The organism is Pseudomonas bharatica CSV86, assembly GCF_000319305.2.
GTDB lineage: Bacteria > Pseudomonadota > Gammaproteobacteria > Pseudomonadales > Pseudomonadaceae > Aquipseudomonas > Aquipseudomonas bharatica.
In genome coordinates this window covers 1453249-1473726 of record NZ_AMWJ02000002.1, presented here as the reverse complement: position 1 = coordinate 1473726, position 20478 = coordinate 1453249, and the positions used below count along the sequence as shown (strand labels likewise).

The window sequence follows — 20478 nt, the reverse complement described above, 5'->3', positions numbered from 1 at the left end:
GCAGCAGTGCCGCGTCGCATCATCAGAGCGCTGAATGCGCTCAGTGTCTGTGCCTTTTGCTTCACCTTGAGCGGCTGTATCGGAACCTGGGGCATTGCCCCGCAAAGCAAGACGCTGCAAGCCAATACCCTGACGACCGACGCGGCGATCGCCGAAGCCGCCCGTGATGCGCACTGGCCCGAGCAGCAGTGGTGGCGGGCCTATGGCGATCCGCAGCTGGACCACTGGATGGCGCTGGCCCTGGCCGGCAGCCCGACCCTGGCCATGGCGGCGGCGCGGGTGCGCGAGGCCCGGGCGATGGCCGGGGTGGTCGAATCGGCGGAGAAGCTCCAGGTCAATGGTGACGCCACCCTCAAACGCCACAACTGGCCGGAAGACCAGTTCTATGGCCCGGGTGCGCTGTCTGGCGCCAACACCTGGGACAACAACGCCGCCCTGGGCTTTCGTTACGCCCTCGACCTCTGGGGACGCGAAGAAAACGCCAGCGAACAGGCCGTGGACCTGGCCCATATGAGCGCAGCCCAGGCCCGCCAGGCCCAGCTCGAACTGCAGAACAACCTGGTGCGCGTGTATATCCAGTTGTCGCTGCACTTCGCCCAGCGTGATGTGGTCAAGGCCGAGCTGGCCCAGCAGGAGCAGATCCTCGCCCTGGCCGAACGGCGCCTGGCCGGCGGCATCGGCACCCATTTCGAAGTCAGCCAGGCGCAGACCCCGCTGCCGGAGACCCATCGCCAGCTCGACGCCCTCAACGAAGAAATCGCCCTGGCCCGCAACCAGTTGGCGGCGCTCGCCGGCAAGGGGCCGGGAGAGGGCGCGCAGATCCAGCGTCCGCGGCTGGCCCTGGGGCGCCCTTGAAGCTGCCGTCGGCACTCCCGGCGGATCTGGTCGGCCAGCGTCCGGACGTGGTCGCCAGTCGCTGGCAGGTCGCGGCGCAGGCGCGGGGCATCGATGTCGCCCACGCCGGTTTCTTCCCCAACGTCGACCTGGTCGGTGGCCTCGGTTTCATAGCCACCGGCGGTGGCCCGCTGGAATTCCTTACCGGGCGCAAATTCAACTACAACGTTGGCCCGGCCATCAGCCTGCCGATCTTCGATGGCGGTCGCCTGCGTTCGCAGCTGGGCGTTGCTGCGGCCGGCTACGACATCGCCGTGGCGCGCTACAACCAGACCGTGGTCGAGGCGCTCAAGGGCATCTCCGACCAGTTGATCCGCCGGGAGTCGATGAACGAGCAGGCGCACTTCGCCGCCGAGTCCGTCGCTTCGGCACGCAAGACCTATGACATCGCCATGATCGCCTTCCAGCGCGGCCTTACCGATTACCTCAACGTGCTCAACGCCCAGACCCTGTTGTTCAAGCAGCAGATGATCGAGCAGCAGGTCCAGGCCGCGCGCCTGAGCGCCCATGCCGGGCTGGTCACGGCGCTGGGTGGTGGCCTGGGCGCCGGTGCCGATGTGCCCGACGCCGGGCGCGAGGCCGCACCGCCCACCCCGAAAACCCTGGCGATCCTCGACCAACCCGGCCACCACCAATGAACGCACTGGCCTTGCCGCTGCGCTGGCTCGCTTCCCTGGAGTGGCGCCGCGGCTTCCTTGAGTGGGCGCGCACCGACGGGGTGACCTGGGTCTATATCTTCAAGGTCCTCACCGCCGCCTTCGTCACCCTGTGGCTGGCCATGCGCCTGGAACTGCCGCAACCGCGCACGGCGATGATCACGGTGTTCATCGTCATGCAGCCGCAAAGCGGACATGTGTTCGCCAAAAGCTTCTACCGGGTGCTCGGCACCCTGGCGGGCTCGGCGATGATGGTGGCGCTGATCGCCATTTTTCCGCAGAACACCGAGCTGTTCCTGCCCAGCCTGGCGCTGTGGGTCGGCCTGTGTTCAGCCGGTGCGATGCGCTATCGCACCTTCCGCGCCTATGGTTTCGTGCTGGCCGGCTATACGGCGGCGATGATCGGCCTGCCGGTGCTCGATCAGCCGCAGGAGGCCTTCATGGCCGCGGTATGGCGGGTGCTGGAGATCGGCCTGGGGATCTTCGTCTCGACCCTGGTCAGCGCCGCGATCCTTCCGCAGTCGGCCAGTGCGGCGATGCGCAACGCCCTGTACCAGCGCTTTGGCGTGTTCGCCGGGGTAGTGGTGGAAGGGCTGCGTGGCGACAGCCAGCGCGACCGCCTGGAAAGCAGCAACGTACGCTTTATCGCCGAGGCCGTGGGGCTGGAGAGCCTGCGCAGCGTCACCACCTTCGAAGACCCGCACATGCGTCGGCGCAGCGGCCGGCTGATGCGCATGAACAGCGAGTTCATGGCCATCACCACGCGCTACAACGCCCTGCATCAGTTGCTCGAGCGCCTGCGTTCGCGCGGGCCGTTGCAGATCGTCAGCGCCATCGAGCCGGGCCTCCGGACCCTGGCCGAACTGCTCGACCCTTATGTCGGACGGGCCCTGGTCGATGCCGACGCCCTGCGCCTGACCCTGGAACTGGCCGCCTACAAGGAAGGCTTGCCGGCACAGGTCCGTGCCCTGCGTTCGGCCTACGAGGACACCGCGCCGAGCGAATCCGACCTGCTGGATTTCCACACCGCCTACGAACTGCTCTACCGCTTCGTCGACGACATGCACAACTACGCCGAGACCCACGCCTCCCTCGCCGCGCACAACCACGAGCGCGAGCAGTGGGACGAACCCTATGTGGCGCAGACCAGTTGGGTGGTGTCGGCCGCAGCCGGCGTGCGGGCGGCGGCGGTGCTGCTGTTGCTCGGCAGCTACTGGCTGCTCAGCGACTGGCCCAGCGGCGGCATGATGACCTTGATCGCCACGGTCACCGTGGGCCTTTCGGCGGCCTCGCCCAACCCCAAGCGCATGTCGTTCCAGATGGCCTGCGGCACGTTGTTCGGCGCCTTCGTCGGTTTTTTCGAGACCTTCTTCGTGTTCCCCTGGATCGACGGTTTCCCCCTGCTGTGCCTGGTGCTGGCGCCGGTACTCGTGCTCGGCGCCTTCCTCGCCTCGCGCCCGACGTATGCTGGCTATGGCCTGGGCCTGCTGGTGTTCTTCGCCATCGGTTCGGTGCCGAACAACCTGACCGTCTACAACCCCTACACCTACATCAACGACTACATCGGCATGGTCATCGGCATGCTGGTGTGTGCTGCCGCCGGTGCGATCATCCTGCCGCCGAACAGCCGCTGGCTGTGGAGCCGGCTGGAGCAGGATCTGCGCGAGCAGGTGCTGTTCGCCATCAGCGGGCGCCTGCGCGGGCTGGGCTCGGGCTTCGAAAGCCGCACCCGCGACCTGCTGCACCAGGCCTACGGCCTGGCGGTCGGCCAGCCGCTGGTGCAAAGCCGCCTGCTGCGCTGGATGTTCGTGGTGCTGGAAGTCGGCCACGCGATCATCGAGTTGCGCAAGGAACAGGCGATTCTCCCGGTGCATCCGTCCTATGCCGAATCCCAGCCGTGGCGCCAGGCCATCCGGGTCATGGGCCGGGCCCTGGCGCGGCTGTTCCTGCAGCCGTCGGCGAGCAACCACGAGCGCGCCCTGGTGGCGGTGGAGCATGCGATCAGCCGCGTACAGGCCACCGACGAGCCCTTCGCCCGCCACTTCGACACCTCGGCGCTGCGCCGGGTGCAAAGCTACCTGCACTTCATCCGTACTTCCCTGCTCGACCCTCGATCGCCGCTGGCCGAACTCGGCCCGCTGCAAGGACCGCCGCATGCTTCGTGAAATCGCCTTCCATGGCCTGTACATGCCCACCGTGACCCTGATGTTCCTGTTCGCTGCGGGCCTGGCCTGGGGGCTGGACCGCTTTATCGCCAGCGTCGATGGCTACCGTTTCTTCTGGCACCCGGCCTTGCTGCGCCTGTGCCTGTTTCTTTGCCTGTTCGGCGCAATGACGCTGACCGTCTACCGTTGAGAGCCCGTCGATGAAGAAGTTTTTCAGCCTGATCGCCACCTTGCTCGTGCTGGCCGCCGCCGTGGCGATCGGCCGGCAGCTGTGGATCAACTACATGACCACGCCCTGGACCCGCGACGGCCGGGTACGCGCCGACATCATCAACGTTGCCGCCGACGTGCCGGGGTATGTGGTGGACGTGCCGGTCAAGGACAACCAGTTGGTGAAGAAGGGCGACGTGCTGATGCGCATCGACCCCGAGCACTACGAGGTGGCGGTGCGCCAGGCCGAAGCGCTGGTGGCCTCGCGCAAGGCCACCTGGGAAATGCGCAAGGTCAACGCCAGCCGCCGGGCGGACATGGACAACCTGGTGATCTCGAAAGAGAACCGCGACGACGCCAGCAATATCGCCAACTCGGCGCTGGCCGATTACCAGCAGGCGCAAGCACAGCTGGCCGCCGCGCAACTGGACCTGAAGCGCACCACCATTCTCGCCACGGTGGATGGTTACGTGACCAACCTCAACGTCCACCGTGGCGACTACGCGCGTACCGGCGAGGCGAAGATGGCCGTCGTGGACAAGGACTCGTTCTGGGTCTACGGCTTCTTCGAAGAAACCAAGCTGCCTCATGTGCGGGTGGGTGATAACGCCGAATTGCAAATGATGAGCGGCGAAGTGCTGCAGGGCCATGTGGAGAGCATTTCACGCGGCATCTACGACCGCGACAACCCCGAAAGTCGCGAGCTGATCGCCGACGTGAACCCGACCTTCAACTGGGTCCGGCTGGCGCAGCGCGTGCCGGTGCGGATTCATATCGATGAAGTGCCGGAAGGCTTCCTGCTGGCGGCGGGGACGACCTGCACGGTGATCGTGCGGCCTGAGAAGTGATCTGACAGACGCTACAAAACCCTGTGGGAGCTGGCTTGCCAGCGATTTGGCCATCAGCAGCACTGATGTTGTCCAGCCAGGCCTCATCGCTGGCAAGCCAGCTCCCACAGGTTCAGCGGTGTTTTTGGAGCTGGTGTTACTGCCCGACCGCCACAGCCTCCACCTCGACCAGCATTCCCTCCAGCGCCAACCTCGGCACCGGAATCAAGGTACAGGCCGGTTTCATCCTCTCCTCCCACACCTCATCCGTCACCTGCACCCAATCCCGCAGCCGCTCTGCCGAATGATCGACGATCAACAACGTCAACTTGAACACATCCCCAATCCCGGCACCCCGCGCCGCCAGGGCCGTGCGCACGTTCGCCAGGGCCTGCCGCGCCTGTTCGGCGAACACCGGCGACAGGGCGCCGCTCAGGTCCTCGCCACCTTGCCCGGCGAGAAACAGCAAGCGCGTCCCGGCCTTGACCTCGGCGATATGGGAATAGGCGTTGGCGCTGGGGTCGTAGAGGCCTTCGGGATTGAACAGCTGGAAAGGGGCGGTCATGGCGAAACTCCACAGGAGGAAAGAGCGGAGGAGTTTCAGACCTCTAGTTAGGTTGAGGTCAAGCAGGAAAATCCAGAGAACGCCGCGGCCCCTGTGGGAGCGGGTTTACCCGCGATTGCGGTAGTGAAGTCACTACCGCAATCGCGGGTAAACCCGCTCCCACAATATCCGCGTCGTTCTTCCGATCGATGTTGCCAGCCCATCGCCACATGACAATCCCGTCATGGATTCTCCCTGCCACTTCCCCTAATCTGACGCCCACCCCTCATACCCGGCACCGGCTGCACATGATCCTCCACCTCGCCATCTTCCTCTGCACCCTGGTCGCCATGGAGGGTGTCGGTTTTCTTGCGCACAAGTACGTGATGCACGGGCCCGGCTGGTTCCTGCATCGCTCGCACCATGAGCCGCACCTGGGTGTGGTCGAGACCAACGACGTCTACCTGCTGGTCCTCGCCCTGGTAGCGATTACCCTGATCGTGCTGGGCAACGCCGGGCATGACCCGTTGCAATGGATCGGTGCGGGCGTGGCGGCGTTCGGGATCATCTATGTGCTGGTCCACGACGGCATAGTCCACCGCCACTGGCCTGTGCGCCCGAAGCCGCGCCATCCCTATCTGCGCCGCCTGTACCAGGCACACCTGATGCACCATGCGGTGAAGGGGCGGCGCAATAGCGTGTCGTTCGGCTTCCTGTATGCGCCGCCGGTGCGGGTGATCAAGCGGCAGTTGCGGGAGATGCGTGAGTCAGAAGCGCGGGTCGAGGATCGCCGGCAGGGTGATTTCCTTGACGAAGCTCGCGGCTGACAGGCTCAGGGCCATCCGTACCACCTGCACCACGTCATGCAGCGGGATCAACTCGCCTTCGCCGCGCCGCTCGGCCTGCTCGCGGGGCGTGGCCAATGGGTCCTCGGTATTCAGGTAGCCCAGGCTCAGGCAGGTCACGCCCAGGCGCTGCTCGCGGCAGCCCTCGCGAAGGGCCTCGGCCATGCCGCGCAGGGCGAACTTGCTGGCGCCGAAGGTCACTTCCGGTCGCCCGCTCCGTGGCAGGCCCGAGGTGGAGCCGGTGAGGATGATGCGCGGGCGCTCGCTGCGCAGCAGGATCGGCAACAAGCGCTTGATCAGCAGGATCGGCGCGGTGATGTTGCAATCGACGATAGCCTGCAACTGATCGTCGCGGTCGCTCAGGAAGCTGTAATGATCATCGAAGGCGGCGTCTTCCCAGATGCCGAGGTTGTAGACCAGGGTGTCGAGACCGGTTTCCGCACTGTACCCGGCCAGCAGATCGGCAGCCTTGAGGGGATGACCGAGATCGGCCTGGAGCCATTGCAGACTCACACCAGGCAACGGTTTCACATCGCGGGGGCAGGTGCGGGAAACGCCGACCAGCGTGTCGCCGTTGTTGCCCAGTCCTTCCATCAGGGCTCTGCCAAGGCCTTTGCTGGCCCCGATAACCATGGTTTTCATTGCTATCACTCCTTGTGTTTGGCGCCAGGCATGCAAGCAGACGGGAAGGGTGATAGCAAAGAGCTTGATGTTTCAGGATGTGAATGCTGGCGGCCATAAAGAAAAAGAGAGCAAGTTTATTGCTCTCTTTTCAGGTGGGGAAGTTTGCTTGTAAGTTATCGGCTAAGTATCAGGATGCGCGGAAGCTATTAGCGCGGCTCGATCTTGAACGTCACCGAAGCATTGTCCCCGTCACCGCCGCTGTAGGAAACCTTGGCATTCACACTGTCGGTCGTGATGTCATATTCATTGGAGCCGGCGTAGGGGTCGTCCCAATGAACGTTGACGTAGCAGATCTGGTCGGCGGCAGCGTCGTAGAAGGCATAGGTACAGGAGCCTTCGGTGCCGGTGGCAAAGCCCTCGGACTCGGTTTTCCAGTGGCCCTTGCCGGGAGTGCCCGAGTCTGCCTGGACGATCTTCTGCGGCGGATATATGTCCCAGATTCCGTGATCGAGTTTCAAGGAGTCCTGTTTCAGGCTCAGGCTGTAGTTGAGGTAGTTTTCAAAATAAACATCAACGCTTCGTGCGGCCATGGGTATAAGTCCTTTTATCGATGCTGAGAAACGCCGGTTGGCGTTGTCAATTTGTGGACTTTGGCAATGTACTGTCAACTGATACAAGTGCGCGTGCAAAGCAAATAAGTCCGTTCCGGCAAAGATGGGGTATACGGATTTAATGGTTGATGGGGCACCTTCACCCCATCAATCTGATACCACCCTCAGATGGTTGATAGATCGACTCCGTAGTTGAGTTCCTCTGCGAAGTCCGGCAGTCCGTAACCGATGGTTTTCTTGTAGAAAGGAGAGACCTTCGCAGTCGGTGCCTTCTTCTTGTGCTTCGTGGTGTAGAGCATTCGTGCCCGCATCACCTCGAAGGAGTAACCGCGCCCTTCACGGTTCTTGTCCTTGGCCAGTCGGTTGATGGACTCCGTGTAAGCGTTGGTGACGGGCATGTCCGTCTCGAAGTAGGTCATGGTCTCTTCGCGCCAGTTTCCCACTGCCCTGACCAGATCGCTCCAGACTTCCTTTTGGCCCTTCGGGATGGTGGCTATCCACTCGTCCAGGGCGGCTTCTGCCTGGAGCCGTGTGGTGGCGTCCCAGATGCCGTAGAAGCGCTCCTTGTGCTCGTAGGCGGCCAGCAGTTGCGGGAACGCGCCTGTCCAGGTCTCCATGATGAGGCGCTCCCGGTCTGAGACTTCGTGAGCGCGTTTCAGCAGGATTTTCCGGTCTCCCTTGAGAGTCCGGCTCTGGGACGGTTTCAGCTCCTTTCTGAGGCCCTTGCGCACTCTCTCTAGGGCATCGTTGGCCATGCGCACCACATGGAACTTATCGACCACGATACGGGCCTGGGGCAGCACAGCCTTGACCGCTGCCCGGTAGGGGTTCCACATGTCCATGCTGACGATCTCGACCTTCTGCCGGTCTTTCAGCTTCATCAGGTAGTTGGTCACCACGTCCTGGCGGCGGGTGGCCAGCAGGTCGAGCAGGGTTCGCTCCTCAATGTTGGTCAGAATGCAGCGGTAGCGCTTGTTCAGGTATAGCTCGTCAATGCCCAGGATGCGGGGCGTCTCGAAGCGGTGCCAGCGCCCCAGGAACTCGGCGCGGGCGTTGAAGATGTCGCGCACCGTCTTCTCGTCCAGGCCGGTCTGTGCCGCCACAAAGGTGTAGGGGTGGTTGAAGGATTCCTTCTCCACGTACTCATGCAGCCGCAGTGTCATACGGAATCCGTCCACCATCTCCGGTAGCTGGGGCCTGAATGTTGTCTTGCAGGCCCGGCAGGTGTATCGGCGGCGGACCACCCAGAGAGTGACCCGCTTGCCGTGGATGGGCAGATCACGATAGGGAACGTCACGCTTGCCGAACCGTACGAACTCACCCTGCACGCCGCATTCCTCGCAGGCGATGGGATCGGGCACGTCCACCTGGAAGTGCATTTCGTCGTCGGTTGATTTGCAGCCCAGTACTTGGTATTGCGGCAGGTGAAGGATGTTGTCGGGAAGTTCGGTCATGGTGTTGTATAGGCGTAGGTGTCAGTCAGATCCATCCGACTCGGCATTGGTGTTTGCTTTTTTACCCAACAAGCTGCTGGAAACGAAAAGTAAGGCACCGAGGACAATTGCAATATCAGCCAGGTTGAAGGCCGGCCAATGCCAGTCTCGCCAATAGAAATCAAAGGAATCCACAACATAGCCGCGAAAGACCCGGTCAATCAGGTTGCCCATGGCGCCACCGAGGATAAGACTGTAAGCGATGGCTTCTCCTTTATGACGATTTTCAAGGATCAGCTTGATCAGAAAAATCGAGACCACTACCGCGATTCCGATAAAAAAGTAGCGCTGCCAGCCTCCACCATTCGCAAAAAGACTGAATGCGGCACCGGTGTTCCATAGGTGCACCCAGTTAAAGAACGGGGTCACCGAAACATACTCGCCATAGGCCATTGATTGCTGCACCAGCCACTTTACAGCCTGATCAGACGCTGCCAGCAGGCCCGATATGGACAATAGGGCATACGGCGAGAGCTTTTTGCCAATAATGAGCATTATTTAACCCTTCAACGCCAAAATGCGTCTGGCACCGTTAAGTACAATGCCCCCCGCGATGGTGCCGATAATCAGATCCGGATAATTGGAACCGGTCCACGCGACCAGGGCGCCGGCGGTGATGACCCCCAGGTTGATCACCACGTCGTTGGCCGAGAATATCCAGCTTGCCTTCATGTGCGCCCCGCCTTCCCGATGTTTGGATATGAGCAGCAGACAACTGGTATTGGCAATCAATGCGACGAATGCGATAGCCATCATCACCAGCGATTCAGGCTCACTACCGAATACAAAGCGTCTCACCACCTCTACGAGCACGCCCACAGCCAAGATCAGTTGCAGTACACCAGCAAGATGCGCGGCACGTACCTGCATTTTCACGCTATGTCCAACCGCATAAAGGGCAAGCCCGTACACCGCCGCATCGGCAAAATTGTCCAGGGATTCTCCAATCAGGCCGGTGGACCGGGCGATCAGACCGGCAGTCATTTCCACCACGAACAGAAGTGCATTGATGCCGAGCAACCAGCGCAGGGTCCCGGATTCTTGCTTAGCAGAAGCTGCCGAAAACTCGGCGGCCTTGATGGTCTCCGGATTTGCAGCGACGGTTTCCTGAAGCGAGGCGCCTAGCCCCAAGGTCTTCAGTTTCGAGGTGACGGGCTCGACCTCGCCGTCATGCACGACCTTCAGCCGGCGGTTCGACAAGTCGAAGGACAGCGCCCGAATCTCCTCAAAGCCGTTCAGGGCTAGGCGAATCATTCGTTCTTCTGATGGACAGTCCATCTTCGGCACGGCATAAACACTGACCCATCTCCCTGGCGCCTCGGAGGAGGCCTGTATATCGGTATCCGCTGCGGACGTTGCATCACCGCCACAGGCGCCACCACAGGATTTGCTCATGATACGACTCCACTTGAACAATGTTGTGGTACCATTTAAAACTATAAAGCTACTATAAGGTCAATAGAGTAAAGAATCCGTTGGGGAGGAGGCTGATGCGCATTGGTCAGTTGGCGCAGTTGGTAGGGGTCGAAACACAGACGATCCGCTTCTATGAACAGCAGGGCTTGTTGCCGCCGCCTGATCGGCAGGACAACGGTTACCGTGTCTATACCGAGAAGCATGGTGAGGGGCTGGCCTTCATCCGTCGCTGCAGAATCCTGGGCCTGTCACTGGCTGAGATTCACGAACTACAGAGCTATGAGGACGACCCTCATCAGCCTTGTACCGCCGTCAACGCCTTGCTCGATGATCACATCTCTCATGTGCGGTCGCAGATAACCGCTCTGCAAGCGCTTGAGAAACAACTCGTTTCACTGAGAGCGAGTTGCAACGATGACCGGGAAGTTGAGGCGTGTGGGGTTCTTGCTGGAATTAGCGAAGGAAACATGCACCAGCAGTAGGTGAAGCATCAACCAGATAATCCGATGAGATGCCGGTCTGTCTCACTCTCATGCAAAGGTAAGATCAACCATTTAATCCGCTTACCCCAAAGATGTAGCTGCCCGCGTGAAAGTCAAACTACGGTTTTATAAGCAATAACCGACTCACGGCCATGCAGCACTGTCGGCACCCGACCCGATCAATTGCCTCACGCTCAATGCATTCCCTAACGCTGCACCTGCCGCCGTATTGTCGAAGATGCACCAGGTCTCGCACCCGTTTCTCTCGCATTCCTTCAAACGCCCAGCCAAATCCCGCAACCACTCCTGCGGATACTCGCTGAAGTAGATCCGGGGTGAGCCATGCAACCGCCAATAGGCCAGCCCTGGCCATCCCTTGGGCGCCTCATCGACGCCGAACCGTGGCGGATCCGCCGCGACCTGCGCCACGCGCATGTCCTTCAACAGCCCATCTGCTGCCAGCCAGCTTGCATGCCGCGGCTCCACCGCCAGGGCACCGTCGTACTGACTGCGCAGCGCCAAGAAAAACCGCTCGACCACCTGTGCCTCGAACACCAGCGACGGCGGCAGTTGCACCAGCAACACACCCAGGCGCTCGCCCAGTTCCTTGCACTGCGCCAGAAAGCCGTCCAGTTCCCCGGCGCAATCCACCAGGCGGCGCTCATGGGTAATCGTCCGCGGCACCTTCACCGCAAAGCGAAAGCCAGCCGGCACCGACTCGGCCCAGCGCGCATAGGTCGCTGGCCGGTGCGGACGGTAGAACGAACTGTTGATCTCCACTGCATTCAGCACATTGGCATAACGCTGCAAATGGCTTCCGGGCCCGGGAAAGGCCTCGGCGTAATCGCGGGACAGGCTCCAGCCGGCGCAGCCAAGGTGGATCATGGGGTGGGGCTCGTTTTTGGGGGCTTGGTTTATGGAGTGGTGGTGGGTGGGGTGGGTTTCATCGAGGTTCGACACTGATGCCGGATAAACCGGCTGTTTCAATCTGTTTATATCGATTAAACGGCTTCTTTCTGCATGCTTAACCGCAACCTGATGTGCGAATAACCAGCCGGATTCAGACTGCTTATGAAAGATTACTTTCCTATCGACTGCACCATGACCCTTCGCCGGATAGGCCTGATGGTAAAGGCCTCACGCCTTGCTCAGCAGATCAGGCAGAAAGATGTTGTTCACCGGCTTGGCGTACCTGAAAGGATGCTCCGTCGCATCGAGAGCGGCGATCCATCTGTGAGCACCAGGAATCTGATGCTTGTTTTGTGGCAGTTGGGGCTGATGGAGCAGATCTTCCGTTCGCTCGAAGACCCGTCGATTTCATACTTGGCTATGGAGGAAACGAACAAGGGAAGGCGGGTGCGGTACAGGCGGGCGGCGCGGGAGGACTTCTAGGGAAGAGCGATGCCGCGGCGTTGAACCGCGGCGTGAGGGTTACTCAATCGGCAGGCAGGCCGTTGACTTTGTTCTCGCGATAGTCAGCAACGTTCTGCCGATTTTCAGATTAAGGATCGCACCTGTGAGCCTTGTCTGATTCATCGGCAATGCCTGTTCAGGCAGTTCGTTAAGTGAGGACAATGCGCTCTTGAGATGCTTGTCAGCCGTGTAGATGGCTTCGTCGGGCGACATGCCGGCGCGGATGCAGAGAACGGGTGGTGGATCGGGTACGAGTTTTTTCATTACGGATCTCTCTCATGTATCGATGGGGCGCTCCGTATCGCTGCTAAACGTATGGTGGCGACTGTATGCGGGTTAGCAGACCGGAACATGAGAGAAAAACCCGGCGCACCCGAAGGTGCCCACACATACAGCCGCCGCAAAGCACGCTGGTGGTTTCTCTCATGGCCGGACTGCTAATCCGGTCGTTGATTTGGCAACGACCGGCGAAGCGTAGGCACCGTTTCCAGAGGACGCAACCGCCTGGCGGGGTGGGGGAGTATGCTTGGGAAATTGCCTACAAGAAAGTCGGAAATCGGGGCGTTTTCGTTGCTGTATGCAACACCGTTTAAATCCCGCTCCTGGCAAGTGAGGACGGCCATGAGCCACGAACAAGTGATCAAGCTGATGCGGGAAACGTTGGCTCAGCTCAGCATCGAGGTTCGCGTGGGCTCCCAGCATGAGACCCGCGACATGCTGCTGTCAGCGGCTGCGATGGCAGTTTTCGTGCTGGCTATGAGCTGGATACTTTTCGGGCTGTTCTCCTGAACATGACTCTGAGATTTTAAGCTCTGTCCTTAGCATAGATCGATGCGGAAATGATCGCCCCGCCCCAGCGGCGCTTGCCGATGCAGATCGGCACCGGGAGTCTCAGAGATTTCCTTATTTCCCTGATTCTGCTGGTTGTTAATAGGTGCTTAGGGTTTTCTTGCTCACATTTTAGCTCTGCAGTCGGCCTCCTCAGATCGGAGGAGGTTCTATAGTTCTGCGGAGCACTCACGGAAACCACCACGGACGGAATCATGGCTGAGCAGGAAAGCTGGATAAGCGCGCTATTGGACTTTGGTGGAGTACTTGCCACCTTTGTGACAGCCGTTGCCACGATATTCTTGTGGCGCGTCACAAAACTGCTCGCCAAGGAGACCACCAGGATGGTCGAGGCGTCAGACCAGCCGCACGTGGTCGCGACCTTGGCCCCCAACCGCTGGTCTCTGCGGCATTTCGATCTTGTAGTCGAAAACACGGGTAACGCCACAGCCTACGATATCAAAATTGCTTTCAACCCTCCGCTCGAGAATGGTGAGGCGCGAAGAGAGGACGCGAAAATTCCATTTGAGCAGGTGAGCGTTTTAAAGCCACGACAAGAGCTGCGCAGCTATCTGGCCGACATAAACGTCCTTGAAGGTAAGTCGTTCGAAGTCACTGTGTCATGGCGCCACGGCAGCAAAGATAAACCCAGAGAGACCAATGTATACACCTTGAGTATGGCGGATTACATAGGGGCGAGTGAACTAGGGCGAGATCCCATGATCGACTTGGCACGGAGCCTTGAAAAGGTGGAGAAAAGCCTAGGCTCAATGGTGCGCTCCAGACGCCTGAAAATCGATGTGTACACGTCTGGTGATCGCAGGCAGGAGCGACAAGAGACTCGTGCCGCTCTTGATCGTGTTGAGCCTAGAAGGATGTCTGCAGGAGCCGGTCAGCAGTCGAGTGATGATGTGGCGCCGGGGGCCGGCTCATAGAGCGCTACTGCATTTCATTTTCGTATATGAAAGCCTATCGCTCATGGATGTCGAAGGGTCAGGTAATTGCGGGGTGGCCCTCGGGCCTGATGACCCTCTACCGGCGTCATTACACAGGTGAGTTGCCAATTGCATGCGGGGAGAGGTTTGGGGTTTCGGCGATAACAGACGGAGAAAAGCGTCCTCCGCTCGGGAAAGGGGAGGTGACGAGGTGTGAAGGGTGCGGGGGGACACTTAACGCTGTAATGCCGCAATTCAAGGCCGCACACTGGAGGGGATTGTGATCCATGGAGCGAGCCGGAGGGGCGATTTGAGGTTTTCGAGGAGTAGCCGCAGCGATCCTTTAGCTCCGGTCTCACGACCTTGGGTTCAGGATCCGACGAACAATGCCGTCGTCACTACTTCAGAGAAACCAGCTTTCTCTGCTGCCGACTCGCGGGGAGGCGTTTGCTGGTACCCAGGCCCGACATATGCGCAGTTGCAGTCCTCGTGCGCAAGGATAGATAAGTCCGTAGGAGTGTCAATCACGGTCGAGGAGTTTTGGGGGCGCGCATTGCGGGTAGGGCAGGATGGCAGGATTTGGGGCCGCTTTGCGACCCTTCGCGAGCAAGCTTGCTCTCATAGAACAAAACATAACTCTTTGATTTGCAGGGCCTTGTGGGAGCGGGGTCACCCGCGATTGCTATTGTGAATTCACTACCGCAATCGCGGCGGTTCGGCGTTCCGATGAACCCGCTCCCACAGGGTACGCGTCGTGCTTTGGAACTGTTCTCTGCGCGACAGCGCAGCCTGAAAGGCTGGGCGGATTCCCCACAGAGAAAATGCAGCGCCGCACCTCTAAATCTAAGGCACAAAAAAGCCGACTAAAAAGTCGGCTTTCTCATCGATCTTGGTGCCCCGAGGGAGACTCGAACTCCCACTCCTTTCGAAAACGGATTTTGAATCCGCCGCGTCTACCAATTCCGCCATCAGGGCATGTGGCGGCGGAGTATAAAGAGCCACCTACCGTTGGTCAATCAGCTTTCATGGTCAATTTTTCCGCTTTCGGCTAAACTTCCCGGCCCTGTCGAACCCGTACCCCCATTGCCCATGCGCGTCGCCGATTTTTCTTTCGAACTGCCCGATTCCCTGATCGCCCGCCATCCACTCGCCGAGCGGCGCGCCAGTCGCCTGCTGGTGCTCGATGGGCCGAGCGGGGCGCTGGCGCATCGGCAGTTCGCCGATCTGCTGGAATACCTGCGCCCGGGCGACCTGATGGTGTTCAACAACACCCGGGTGATTCCGGCCCGTCTGTTCGGCCAGAAGGCGTCCGGCGGCAAGCTGGAGATCCTGGTGGAGCGGGTGCTGGACAGCCATCGCGTGCTGGCCCATGTGCGCTCGAGCAAGGCGCCGAAGCCGGGTTCGCAGATCCTCGTGGAGGGCGGTGGCGAGGCCGAGATGGTGGCGCGCCATGATACGTTGTTCGAGCTGCGCTTTACCGAAGAGGTGTTGCCGCTGCTGGACCGCGTCGGCCATATGCCGCTGCCTCCTTATATAGACCGCCCCGACGAGGGCGCCGACCGCGAGCGCTACCAGACCGTGTACGCCGAGCGCGCCGGTGCGGTGGCCGCGCCTACCGCCGGGCTGCATTTCGACGAGGAACTGCTGGCGAAGATCGCCGAGAAGGGCGTCGAGACCGCCTTCGTGACCCTGCATGTCGGCGCCGGCACCTTCCAGCCGGTGCGGGTGGAACGCATCGAAGACCACCACATGCATAAAGAGTGGCTCGAAGTAAGCCAGGATGTGGTGGATGCCGTGGCCGCCTGCCGTGCGCGCGGTGGCCGGGTGGTGGCGGTGGGTACCACCAGCGTGCGCTCGCTGGAGAGCGCGGCGCGCGATGGCGTGCTCAAGCCGTTCAGCGGCGATACCGATATCTTCATTTTCCCGGGCCGTCCGTTCCATGTGGTCGATGCCCTGGTCACCAACTTCCATTTGCCCGAGTCCACGCTGCTGATGCTGGTTTCGGCCTTCGCCGGTTACCCGGAAACCATGGCCGCCTACGCCGCGGCGGTGAGCAACGAGTACCGCTTCTTCAGTTACGGTGATGCCATGTTCATCACCCGCAATCCGGCGCCGCGCGGCCCCGAGGATCAAGCATGAGTCGCACCTGTCGTATGTCCTTCGAGTTGCTGGCCACCGACGGCAAGGCCCGTCGCGGCCGCCTGACCTTCCCCCGTGGTACCGTGGAAACCCCGGCGTTCATGCCGGTGGGCACCTATGGCACGGTCAAGGGCATGCTGCCTCGGGACATCGAGGCCATCGGCGCCGAGATCATCCTCGGCAACACCTTCCACCTGTGGCTGCGCCCGGGCACCGAGGTGATCAAGGCCCACGGCGACCTGCACGATTTCATGCAGTGGAAAGGCCCGATCCTTACCGACTCCGGCGGTTTCCAGGTGTTCAGCCTGGGGGCGATGCGCAAGATCAAGGAAGAGGGCGTGACCTTCGCCTCCCCGGTGGACGGCTCGAAAGTGTTCATGGGCCCTGAAGAATCGATGCAGGTCCAGCGCGACCTGGGCTCGGACATCGTGATGATCTTCGACGAGTGCACGCCGTACCCGGCCGACGAAGACGTGGCGCGCATCTCCATGGAGCTGTCGCTGCGCTGGGCCCAGCGCTCGAAGAACGCCCACGGCGACAGCACGGCGGCGCTGTTCGGCATCGTCCAGGGCGGCATGCACCAGGACCTGCGCATGCGCTCCCTGGAAGGCCTGGACAAGATCGGCTTCGATGGCCTGGCCATCGGCGGCCTGTCGGTGGGCGAGCCGAAGCACGAGATGATCAAGGTGCTCGACTACCTGCCGGGGCAGATGCCCGCTGACAAACCTCGTTACCTTATGGGGGTTGGCAAGCCGGAGGATCTTGTTGAGGGTGTGCGCCGCGGCGTTGACATGTTCGACTGCGTGATGCCCACCCGCAATGCGCGGAACGGCCATCTGTTCATCGATACCGGCGTGCTGAAAATCCGCAACGCGTTCCATCGTCATGATGATTCGCCACTGGATCCGACCTGTGACTGCTACACCTGCCAGAACTTCTCCCGCGCCTATCTGCATCACCTGGATAAATGCGGCGAAATGCTCGGCGCCATGTTGAATACAATCCACAACTTGCGTCATTACCAGCGCCTGATGGCTGGTTTGCGCGAGGCAATTCAACAAGGTACATTGGCCGCCTTTGTCGACGCCTTTTATGCCAAACGCGGACTCCCCGTGCCGCCTTTGGATTGATGTTTTGCCATCCTGACAAACATAACTTTTGCAACTGGAGTGCCAAATGAGCTTTCTGATTCCTGCCGCTTATGCGGACGCCGCTGCCCCAGCCGCTGCTGCCGGCCCGGCCGGTACCGGCTTCGAGTGGATCTTCCTGGTCGGTTTCCTGGTCATCTTCTACCTGATGATCTGGCGCCCACAGGCCAAACGTGCCAAAGAGCAGAAGAACCTGCTGAGCAACCTGCAAAAGGGCGACGAAGTCGTCACCAACGGCGGCATCGCCGGCAAGATCGTTAAGGTCAGCGATGACTTCGTGGTACTCGAAGTGTCCGACTCGGTCGAACTGAAGTTCCAGAAGGGCGCCATCGCGGCCACCCTGCCGAAAGGTACGCTGAAAGCGATCTGATTAGTTTTTATCCAATCGACGGGGCGCGCAAGGCGCCCCGCGTCTTGAACGGGCGGCGTGATGCTGAACAAAACTCCTCTATGGAAATACGCACTGATCCTGGCGGTACTGGCGATCGGTTTTATTTATTCCGCTCCCAACCTTTACCCTGACGATCCGGCTGTGCAGGTCAGCGGCGCCAGCACTGCGCTGCAGGTCAGCCAGGCCGACCTGGACCGTGCCAGCAAGGCGCTGGGCGATGCCGGTATCGCGGTGAAGGCCGCTACTCTGGGCGAGAACGGCAAGGGTGCGTTGCTGCGCCTGGTCAAGCAGGAAGACCAGCTTCCGGCCAAGGACGTGGTGCGCAAGGCACTGGGCGATGATTACGTGGTGGCGCTGAACCTGGCCCCGACCACGCCACAATGGCTGCGCAGCATCGGCGCTCACCCGATGAAACTCGGTCTCGACCTGTCCGGTGGTGTGCACTTCCTGCTCGAAGTGGACATGGACAAGGCCATGGCCGCGCGCCTGAAAGTCTACGAAGGCGAGGTCAAGAGCCTCCTGCGCAAAGAGAAGGTCCGCTACCGCAGCCTGCCGCAGCAGGATGGTGGCATCCAGCTGGGCTTCTCCGACGATGCGACCCGCGAACAGGCCCGCAGCCTGATCCGCAAGAATTTCAACGATTTCGACCTGACCACCACCGAGCGTAACGACCTCTCGGTACTGCGTCTGGCGATCTCGCCGGCGAAGATCACGGAAATCCGTGAATACGCGATCAAGCAGAACCTGACCACGGTACGTAACCGCGTCAACGAGCTGGGCGTCGCCGAGCCGCTGGTTCAGCGCCAGGGTGCCAACCGCATCGTGGTCGAGCTGCCGGGCGTTCAGGACACCGCCGAAGCCAAGCGTATCCTCGGCAAGACCGCCAACCTTGAGTTCCGCCTGGGCGCAGGCCCTGATGCGACCAAGGCGACTACCGAGGTCTTCGAGTTCCGTGAAGGCGGGCGTTCCGCGCCGGTCGAGCGTGGCTTGATCATCACCGGTGACCAGGTTACCGATGCCCAGGCCAGCTACGACGAGCACGGCCGTCCGCAGGTGAATATCCGTCTCGACGGCCATGGTGGCGAACTGATGAGCCGCGCGACCCGCAGCAACGTCGGGCGCAGCATGGCGGTGATCTTCATCGAGCAGCGTCCGGTCACCCGCTACGAGAAGCAGGTGGTCGACGGCGTCGAGAAGGACGTGGCGGTGCAGACCTTCCAGGAAGACAAGAAGATCATCAGCCTGGCGACCATCCAGTCGCCGCTGGGCAGCCAGTTCCGCATCACCGGCCTGAACGGCCAGGGCGAATCGTCCGAGCTGGCCCTGCTGCTGCGTGCCGGTGGCCTGGCCGCGCCGATGTACTTCGCTGAAGAGCGCACCATCGGCCCGAGCCTGGGTGCCGACAACATCACCAAGGGTATCGATGCGTCGCTGTGGGGCATGCTGTTCGTCTCGCTGTTCATCATGGCCATCTACCGCTTCTTCGGCCTGATCGCCACCGTCGCCCTGGCGGGCAACATGGTCCTGCTGCTGGCGCTGATGTCGCTGCTCGGCGCGACCCTGACCCTGCCTGGTATCGCCGGTATCGTGCTGACCATGGGTATGGCGGTCGACGCCAACGTGCTGATCTTCTCGCGTATCCGCGAGGAGCTGGCCAATGGCATGTCGGCGCAGCGCGCCATCCACGAAGGTTTCGACCGTGCCTACACGGCGATTCTCGACGCCAACCTGACCACCCTGCTGGTCGGCGGCATCCTCTTCGCCATGGGCACCGGCCCGGTCAAGGGCTTCGCGGTCACCATGTCGCTGGGTATCTTCACCTCCATGTTCACTGCCATTCTGGTTACCCGTGCGATCGTCAACGGGATCTATGGCGGCCGCGACATCAAGAAGCTGTGGGTTTAAGGGGCTGCCATGCTACGTACGATCAACTTCATGGGCGTGCGCAATATTGCGTTCGCCGTCACCATGCTCCTCACGGTGGTGGCACTGTTCAGCTGGTTCCACAAGGGCCTGAACTTCGGCCTGGACTTCACCGGGGGTACGCTCATCGAGCTGACCTACGAGCGTCCGGCCGACCTGGGCAAGGTCCGCGAGGAACTGGTCAACTCCGGTTTCCACGAGGCCGTGGTGCAGAGCTTCGGTGCAACCACCGACCTGCTGGTGCGCATGCCTGGCGATGATCCTCAGTTGGGCAACAAGGTTGCCGACGCGCTGAAGAAAATCGGCGGCGACAACCCGGCAACGGTCAAGCGCGTCGAGTTCGTCGGCCCGCAGGTGGGTGAGGAGCTGCGCGACCAGGGCGGCCTGGGCATGCTCATGGCGCTGGGCGGCATCCTGATCTACCTGGCCTTCCGCTTCCAGTGGAAGTTCGCCGTGGGCGCCATCCTCTCGCTGGTCCACGACGTCGTGGTAACCATGGGTATCCTGTCGTTCTTCCAGATCACCTTCGACCTGACGGTACTGGCGGCGGTGCTGGCGATCATCGGTTACTCGCTCAACGACACCATCGTCGTATTCGACCGGGTCCGCGAGAACTTCCGCGTGCTGCGCAAGGCGACGCTGATCGAGAACATCAACATCTCGACCACCCAGACCCTGCTGCGTACCGTGGCGACTTCGGTCTCCACCCTGCTGGCCATCGCCGCCCTGCTGATCTTCGGCGGCGACAACCTGTGGGGCTTCTCGGTGGCGCTGCTGGTGGGTGTCCTGGCGGGTACCTACTCGTCGATCTACATCGCCAACGTGGTGCTGATCTGGCTGAACCTGACCACTGAAGACCTGATTCCTCCGGCCAAGACCGAGGGTGTGGACGACCGTCCATAAGGCAGCTTCCGGCGCCGTTGGCGCAACAGAA

The 20478-nt window shown here is 61.2% G+C and carries 21 protein-coding genes, 1 tRNA gene and 2 pseudogenes; 14 read left to right on the top strand and 10 right to left on the bottom strand.

Features of this window, described 5'->3' with window-relative positions; translation table 11 throughout:
* Positions 1–6 precede the first annotated feature (6 nt).
* The 4 genes and pseudogenes from CSV86_RS20635 (at position 7) to CSV86_RS20620 (ending at position 4773) form a co-directional block, all read left to right on the top strand.
* A pseudogene (locus CSV86_RS20635) lies at positions 7–1532 on the top strand (efflux transporter outer membrane subunit).
* A complete protein-coding gene (locus CSV86_RS20630) occupies positions 1529–3715 on the top strand; it encodes an FUSC family protein (RefSeq protein WP_009404362.1) in 2187 nt (728 codons plus the stop codon). Before CSV86_RS20635 ends, CSV86_RS20630 begins: the two are co-directional and overlap by 4 nt.
* Positions 3705–3905, top strand: a complete 201-nt coding sequence (locus tag CSV86_RS20625; protein ID WP_009404360.1) for a DUF1656 domain-containing protein — start codon at positions 3705–3707, stop codon at positions 3903–3905. Before CSV86_RS20630 ends, CSV86_RS20625 begins: the two co-directional genes overlap by 11 nt.
* 10 nt (positions 3906–3915) lie before the next feature.
* Complete coding sequence (locus CSV86_RS20620) at positions 3916–4773, top strand: efflux RND transporter periplasmic adaptor subunit (protein WP_009404358.1); 858 nt, start codon at positions 3916–3918, stop codon at positions 4771–4773.
* A gap of 136 nt (positions 4774–4909) precedes the next feature.
* Here CSV86_RS20620 and CSV86_RS20615 read toward each other — a convergent pair whose 3' ends face one another.
* Positions 4910–5317 (bottom strand): RidA family protein, encoded by a 408-nt coding sequence (locus tag CSV86_RS20615; protein WP_009404356.1) that lies wholly within the window; start codon positions 5315–5317, stop codon positions 4910–4912.
* 287 nt (positions 5318–5604) lie between these two features.
* Between CSV86_RS20615 and CSV86_RS20610 the strand changes: the two genes are divergently transcribed.
* Positions 5605–6123: a sterol desaturase family protein gene (locus CSV86_RS20610; RefSeq protein WP_009403052.1), complete on the top strand. Its 519-nt coding sequence runs from the start codon at positions 5605–5607 to the stop codon at positions 6121–6123.
* Here the strand turns inward: CSV86_RS20610 and CSV86_RS20605 are convergent.
* The 5 genes from CSV86_RS20605 to CSV86_RS20585 form a co-directional block, all read right to left on the bottom strand.
* Positions 6064–6783, bottom strand: a complete 720-nt coding sequence (locus tag CSV86_RS20605; protein WP_009403053.1) for an SDR family NAD(P)-dependent oxidoreductase — start codon at positions 6781–6783, stop codon at positions 6064–6066. The genes CSV86_RS20610 and CSV86_RS20605 overlap by 60 nt on opposite strands.
* Positions 6784–6971: 188 nt before the next feature.
* A complete protein-coding gene (locus CSV86_RS20600; protein ID WP_009403054.1) occupies positions 6972–7355 on the bottom strand; it encodes an aegerolysin family protein in 384 nt (127 codons plus the stop codon).
* A 185-nt stretch (positions 7356–7540) separates the two neighbouring features.
* Positions 7541–8830: an ISL3-like element ISPpu12 family transposase gene (locus tag CSV86_RS20595; RefSeq protein ID WP_004574636.1), complete on the bottom strand. Its 1290-nt coding sequence runs from the start codon at positions 8828–8830 to the stop codon at positions 7541–7543.
* Positions 8831–8851: 21 nt separating this feature from the next.
* Complete coding sequence (gene lspA / locus CSV86_RS20590) at positions 8852–9364, bottom strand: signal peptidase II (protein ID WP_003821921.1); 513 nt, start codon at positions 9362–9364, stop codon at positions 8852–8854.
* Positions 9365–9367: 3 nt separating this feature from the next.
* On the bottom strand, positions 9368–10264 hold the full coding sequence (locus CSV86_RS20585; RefSeq protein WP_004364974.1) for a cation efflux transmembrane domain-containing protein: 897 nt from the start codon (positions 10262–10264) through the stop codon (positions 9368–9370).
* Positions 10265–10359: 95 nt separating this feature from the next.
* Between CSV86_RS20585 and cadR the strand changes: the two genes are divergently transcribed.
* The gene (gene cadR, locus CSV86_RS20580) at positions 10360–10767 is read left to right on the top strand and encodes a Cd(II)/Pb(II)-responsive transcriptional regulator (RefSeq protein ID WP_009403731.1); all 408 of its coding nucleotides are present in this window, start codon (positions 10360–10362) and stop codon (positions 10765–10767) included.
* A 144-nt stretch (positions 10768–10911) separates the two neighbouring features.
* Here cadR and CSV86_RS20575 read toward each other — a convergent pair whose 3' ends face one another.
* The gene (locus tag CSV86_RS20575) at positions 10912–11652 is read right to left on the bottom strand and encodes a DUF72 domain-containing protein (RefSeq protein WP_009399738.1); all 741 of its coding nucleotides are present in this window, start codon (positions 11650–11652) and stop codon (positions 10912–10914) included.
* 186 nt (positions 11653–11838) lie between these two features.
* Between CSV86_RS20575 and CSV86_RS20570 the strand changes: the two genes are divergently transcribed.
* A complete protein-coding gene (locus tag CSV86_RS20570) occupies positions 11839–12159 on the top strand; it encodes a RodZ family helix-turn-helix domain-containing protein (RefSeq protein WP_009399736.1) in 321 nt (106 codons plus the stop codon).
* A gap of 39 nt (positions 12160–12198) precedes the next feature.
* On the opposite strand, the gene CSV86_RS20565 is transcribed toward CSV86_RS20570, so the two are convergent.
* A complete protein-coding gene (locus tag CSV86_RS20565; RefSeq protein WP_009399731.1) occupies positions 12199–12444 on the bottom strand; it encodes a hypothetical protein in 246 nt (81 codons plus the stop codon).
* A gap of 357 nt (positions 12445–12801) precedes the next feature.
* On the opposite strand from CSV86_RS20565, the gene CSV86_RS20560 reads away from it, so the two are divergent.
* Entirely contained in the window at positions 12802–12969 is a 168-nt protein-coding gene (locus tag CSV86_RS20560; RefSeq protein ID WP_009399729.1) for a hypothetical protein, read from the top strand.
* Positions 12970–12985: 16 nt separating this feature from the next.
* On the opposite strand, the pseudogene CSV86_RS32110 reads toward CSV86_RS20560, so the two are convergent.
* Positions 12986–13066: pseudogene (locus CSV86_RS32110) on the bottom strand (tail assembly protein); the annotation flags it as partial.
* A gap of 157 nt (positions 13067–13223) precedes the next feature.
* Here CSV86_RS32110 and CSV86_RS20555 point away from each other — a divergent pair.
* Positions 13224–13943 carry a DUF8453 domain-containing protein gene (locus tag CSV86_RS20555; protein ID WP_009399725.1) on the top strand — a complete coding sequence of 240 codons (720 nt, stop codon included), beginning with the start codon at positions 13224–13226 and terminating at the stop codon, positions 13941–13943.
* An 890-nt stretch (positions 13944–14833) separates the two neighbouring features.
* Here CSV86_RS20555 and CSV86_RS20550 read toward each other — a convergent pair.
* Positions 14834–14918 (bottom strand) — tRNA-Leu (locus CSV86_RS20550).
* A 114-nt stretch (positions 14919–15032) separates the two neighbouring features.
* Here CSV86_RS20550 and queA point away from each other — a divergent pair.
* The 5 genes from queA to secF are packed head-to-tail and all read left to right on the top strand — an operon-like array spanning position 15033 to position 20447.
* Positions 15033–16082 carry a tRNA preQ1(34) S-adenosylmethionine ribosyltransferase-isomerase QueA gene (gene queA / locus CSV86_RS20545; protein ID WP_009399723.1) on the top strand — a complete coding sequence of 350 codons (1050 nt, stop codon included), beginning with the start codon at positions 15033–15035 and terminating at the stop codon, positions 16080–16082.
* A 14-nt stretch (positions 16083–16096) separates the two neighbouring features.
* Entirely contained in the window at positions 16097–17212 is a 1116-nt protein-coding gene (gene tgt, locus CSV86_RS20540; RefSeq protein WP_009399721.1) for a tRNA guanosine(34) transglycosylase Tgt, read from the top strand.
* Between the two features lie 46 nt (positions 17213–17258).
* Entirely contained in the window at positions 17259–17600 is a 342-nt protein-coding gene (gene yajC / locus CSV86_RS20535; RefSeq protein WP_009399719.1) for a preprotein translocase subunit YajC, read from the top strand.
* Positions 17601–17660: 60 nt separating this feature from the next.
* Positions 17661–19526 (top strand): protein translocase subunit SecD, encoded by a 1866-nt coding sequence (gene secD / locus CSV86_RS20530; protein ID WP_009399717.1) that lies wholly within the window; start codon positions 17661–17663, stop codon positions 19524–19526.
* A gap of 9 nt (positions 19527–19535) precedes the next feature.
* Positions 19536–20447 (top strand): protein translocase subunit SecF, encoded by a 912-nt coding sequence (gene secF, locus CSV86_RS20525; RefSeq protein WP_009399715.1) that lies wholly within the window; start codon positions 19536–19538, stop codon positions 20445–20447.
* The last annotated feature ends 31 nt before the right edge of the window (positions 20448–20478 follow it).

Bases quoted from the DNA above. Each gene is read 5' to 3' on its own strand.
- CSV86_RS20630 (WP_009404362.1), top strand. From the start codon at position 1,529: ATGAACGCACTGGCCTTGCCGCTGCGCTGGCTCGCTTCCCTGGAGTGG.
- CSV86_RS20625 (WP_009404360.1), top strand. From the start codon at position 3,705: ATGCTTCGTGAAATCGCCTTCCATGGCCTGTACATGCCCACCGTGACC.
- CSV86_RS20620 (WP_009404358.1), top strand. From the start codon at position 3,916: ATGAAGAAGTTTTTCAGCCTGATCGCCACCTTGCTCGTGCTGGCCGCC.
- CSV86_RS20615 (WP_009404356.1), bottom strand. From the start codon at position 5,317: ATGACCGCCCCTTTCCAGCTGTTCAATCCCGAAGGCCTCTACGACCCC.
- CSV86_RS20610 (WP_009403052.1), top strand. From the start codon at position 5,605: ATGATCCTCCACCTCGCCATCTTCCTCTGCACCCTGGTCGCCATGGAG.
- CSV86_RS20605 (WP_009403053.1), bottom strand. From the start codon at position 6,783: ATGAAAACCATGGTTATCGGGGCCAGCAAAGGCCTTGGCAGAGCCCTG.
- CSV86_RS20600 (WP_009403054.1), bottom strand. From the start codon at position 7,355: ATGGCCGCACGAAGCGTTGATGTTTATTTTGAAAACTACCTCAACTAC.
- CSV86_RS20595 (WP_004574636.1), bottom strand. From the start codon at position 8,830: ATGACCGAACTTCCCGACAACATCCTTCACCTGCCGCAATACCAAGTA.
- lspA (WP_003821921.1), bottom strand. From the start codon at position 9,364: ATGCTCATTATTGGCAAAAAGCTCTCGCCGTATGCCCTATTGTCCATA.
- CSV86_RS20585 (WP_004364974.1), bottom strand. From the start codon at position 10,264: ATGAGCAAATCCTGTGGTGGCGCCTGTGGCGGTGATGCAACGTCCGCA.
- cadR (WP_009403731.1), top strand. From the start codon at position 10,360: ATGCGCATTGGTCAGTTGGCGCAGTTGGTAGGGGTCGAAACACAGACG.
- CSV86_RS20575 (WP_009399738.1), bottom strand. From the start codon at position 11,652: ATGATCCACCTTGGCTGCGCCGGCTGGAGCCTGTCCCGCGATTACGCC.
- CSV86_RS20570 (WP_009399736.1), top strand. From the start codon at position 11,839: ATGAAAGATTACTTTCCTATCGACTGCACCATGACCCTTCGCCGGATA.
- CSV86_RS20565 (WP_009399731.1), bottom strand. From the start codon at position 12,444: ATGAAAAAACTCGTACCCGATCCACCACCCGTTCTCTGCATCCGCGCC.
- CSV86_RS20560 (WP_009399729.1), top strand. From the start codon at position 12,802: ATGAGCCACGAACAAGTGATCAAGCTGATGCGGGAAACGTTGGCTCAG.
- CSV86_RS20555 (WP_009399725.1), top strand. From the start codon at position 13,224: ATGGCTGAGCAGGAAAGCTGGATAAGCGCGCTATTGGACTTTGGTGGA.
- queA (WP_009399723.1), top strand. From the start codon at position 15,033: ATGCGCGTCGCCGATTTTTCTTTCGAACTGCCCGATTCCCTGATCGCC.
- tgt (WP_009399721.1), top strand. From the start codon at position 16,097: ATGTCCTTCGAGTTGCTGGCCACCGACGGCAAGGCCCGTCGCGGCCGC.
- yajC (WP_009399719.1), top strand. From the start codon at position 17,259: ATGAGCTTTCTGATTCCTGCCGCTTATGCGGACGCCGCTGCCCCAGCC.
- secD (WP_009399717.1), top strand. From the start codon at position 17,661: ATGCTGAACAAAACTCCTCTATGGAAATACGCACTGATCCTGGCGGTA.
- secF (WP_009399715.1), top strand. From the start codon at position 19,536: ATGCTACGTACGATCAACTTCATGGGCGTGCGCAATATTGCGTTCGCC.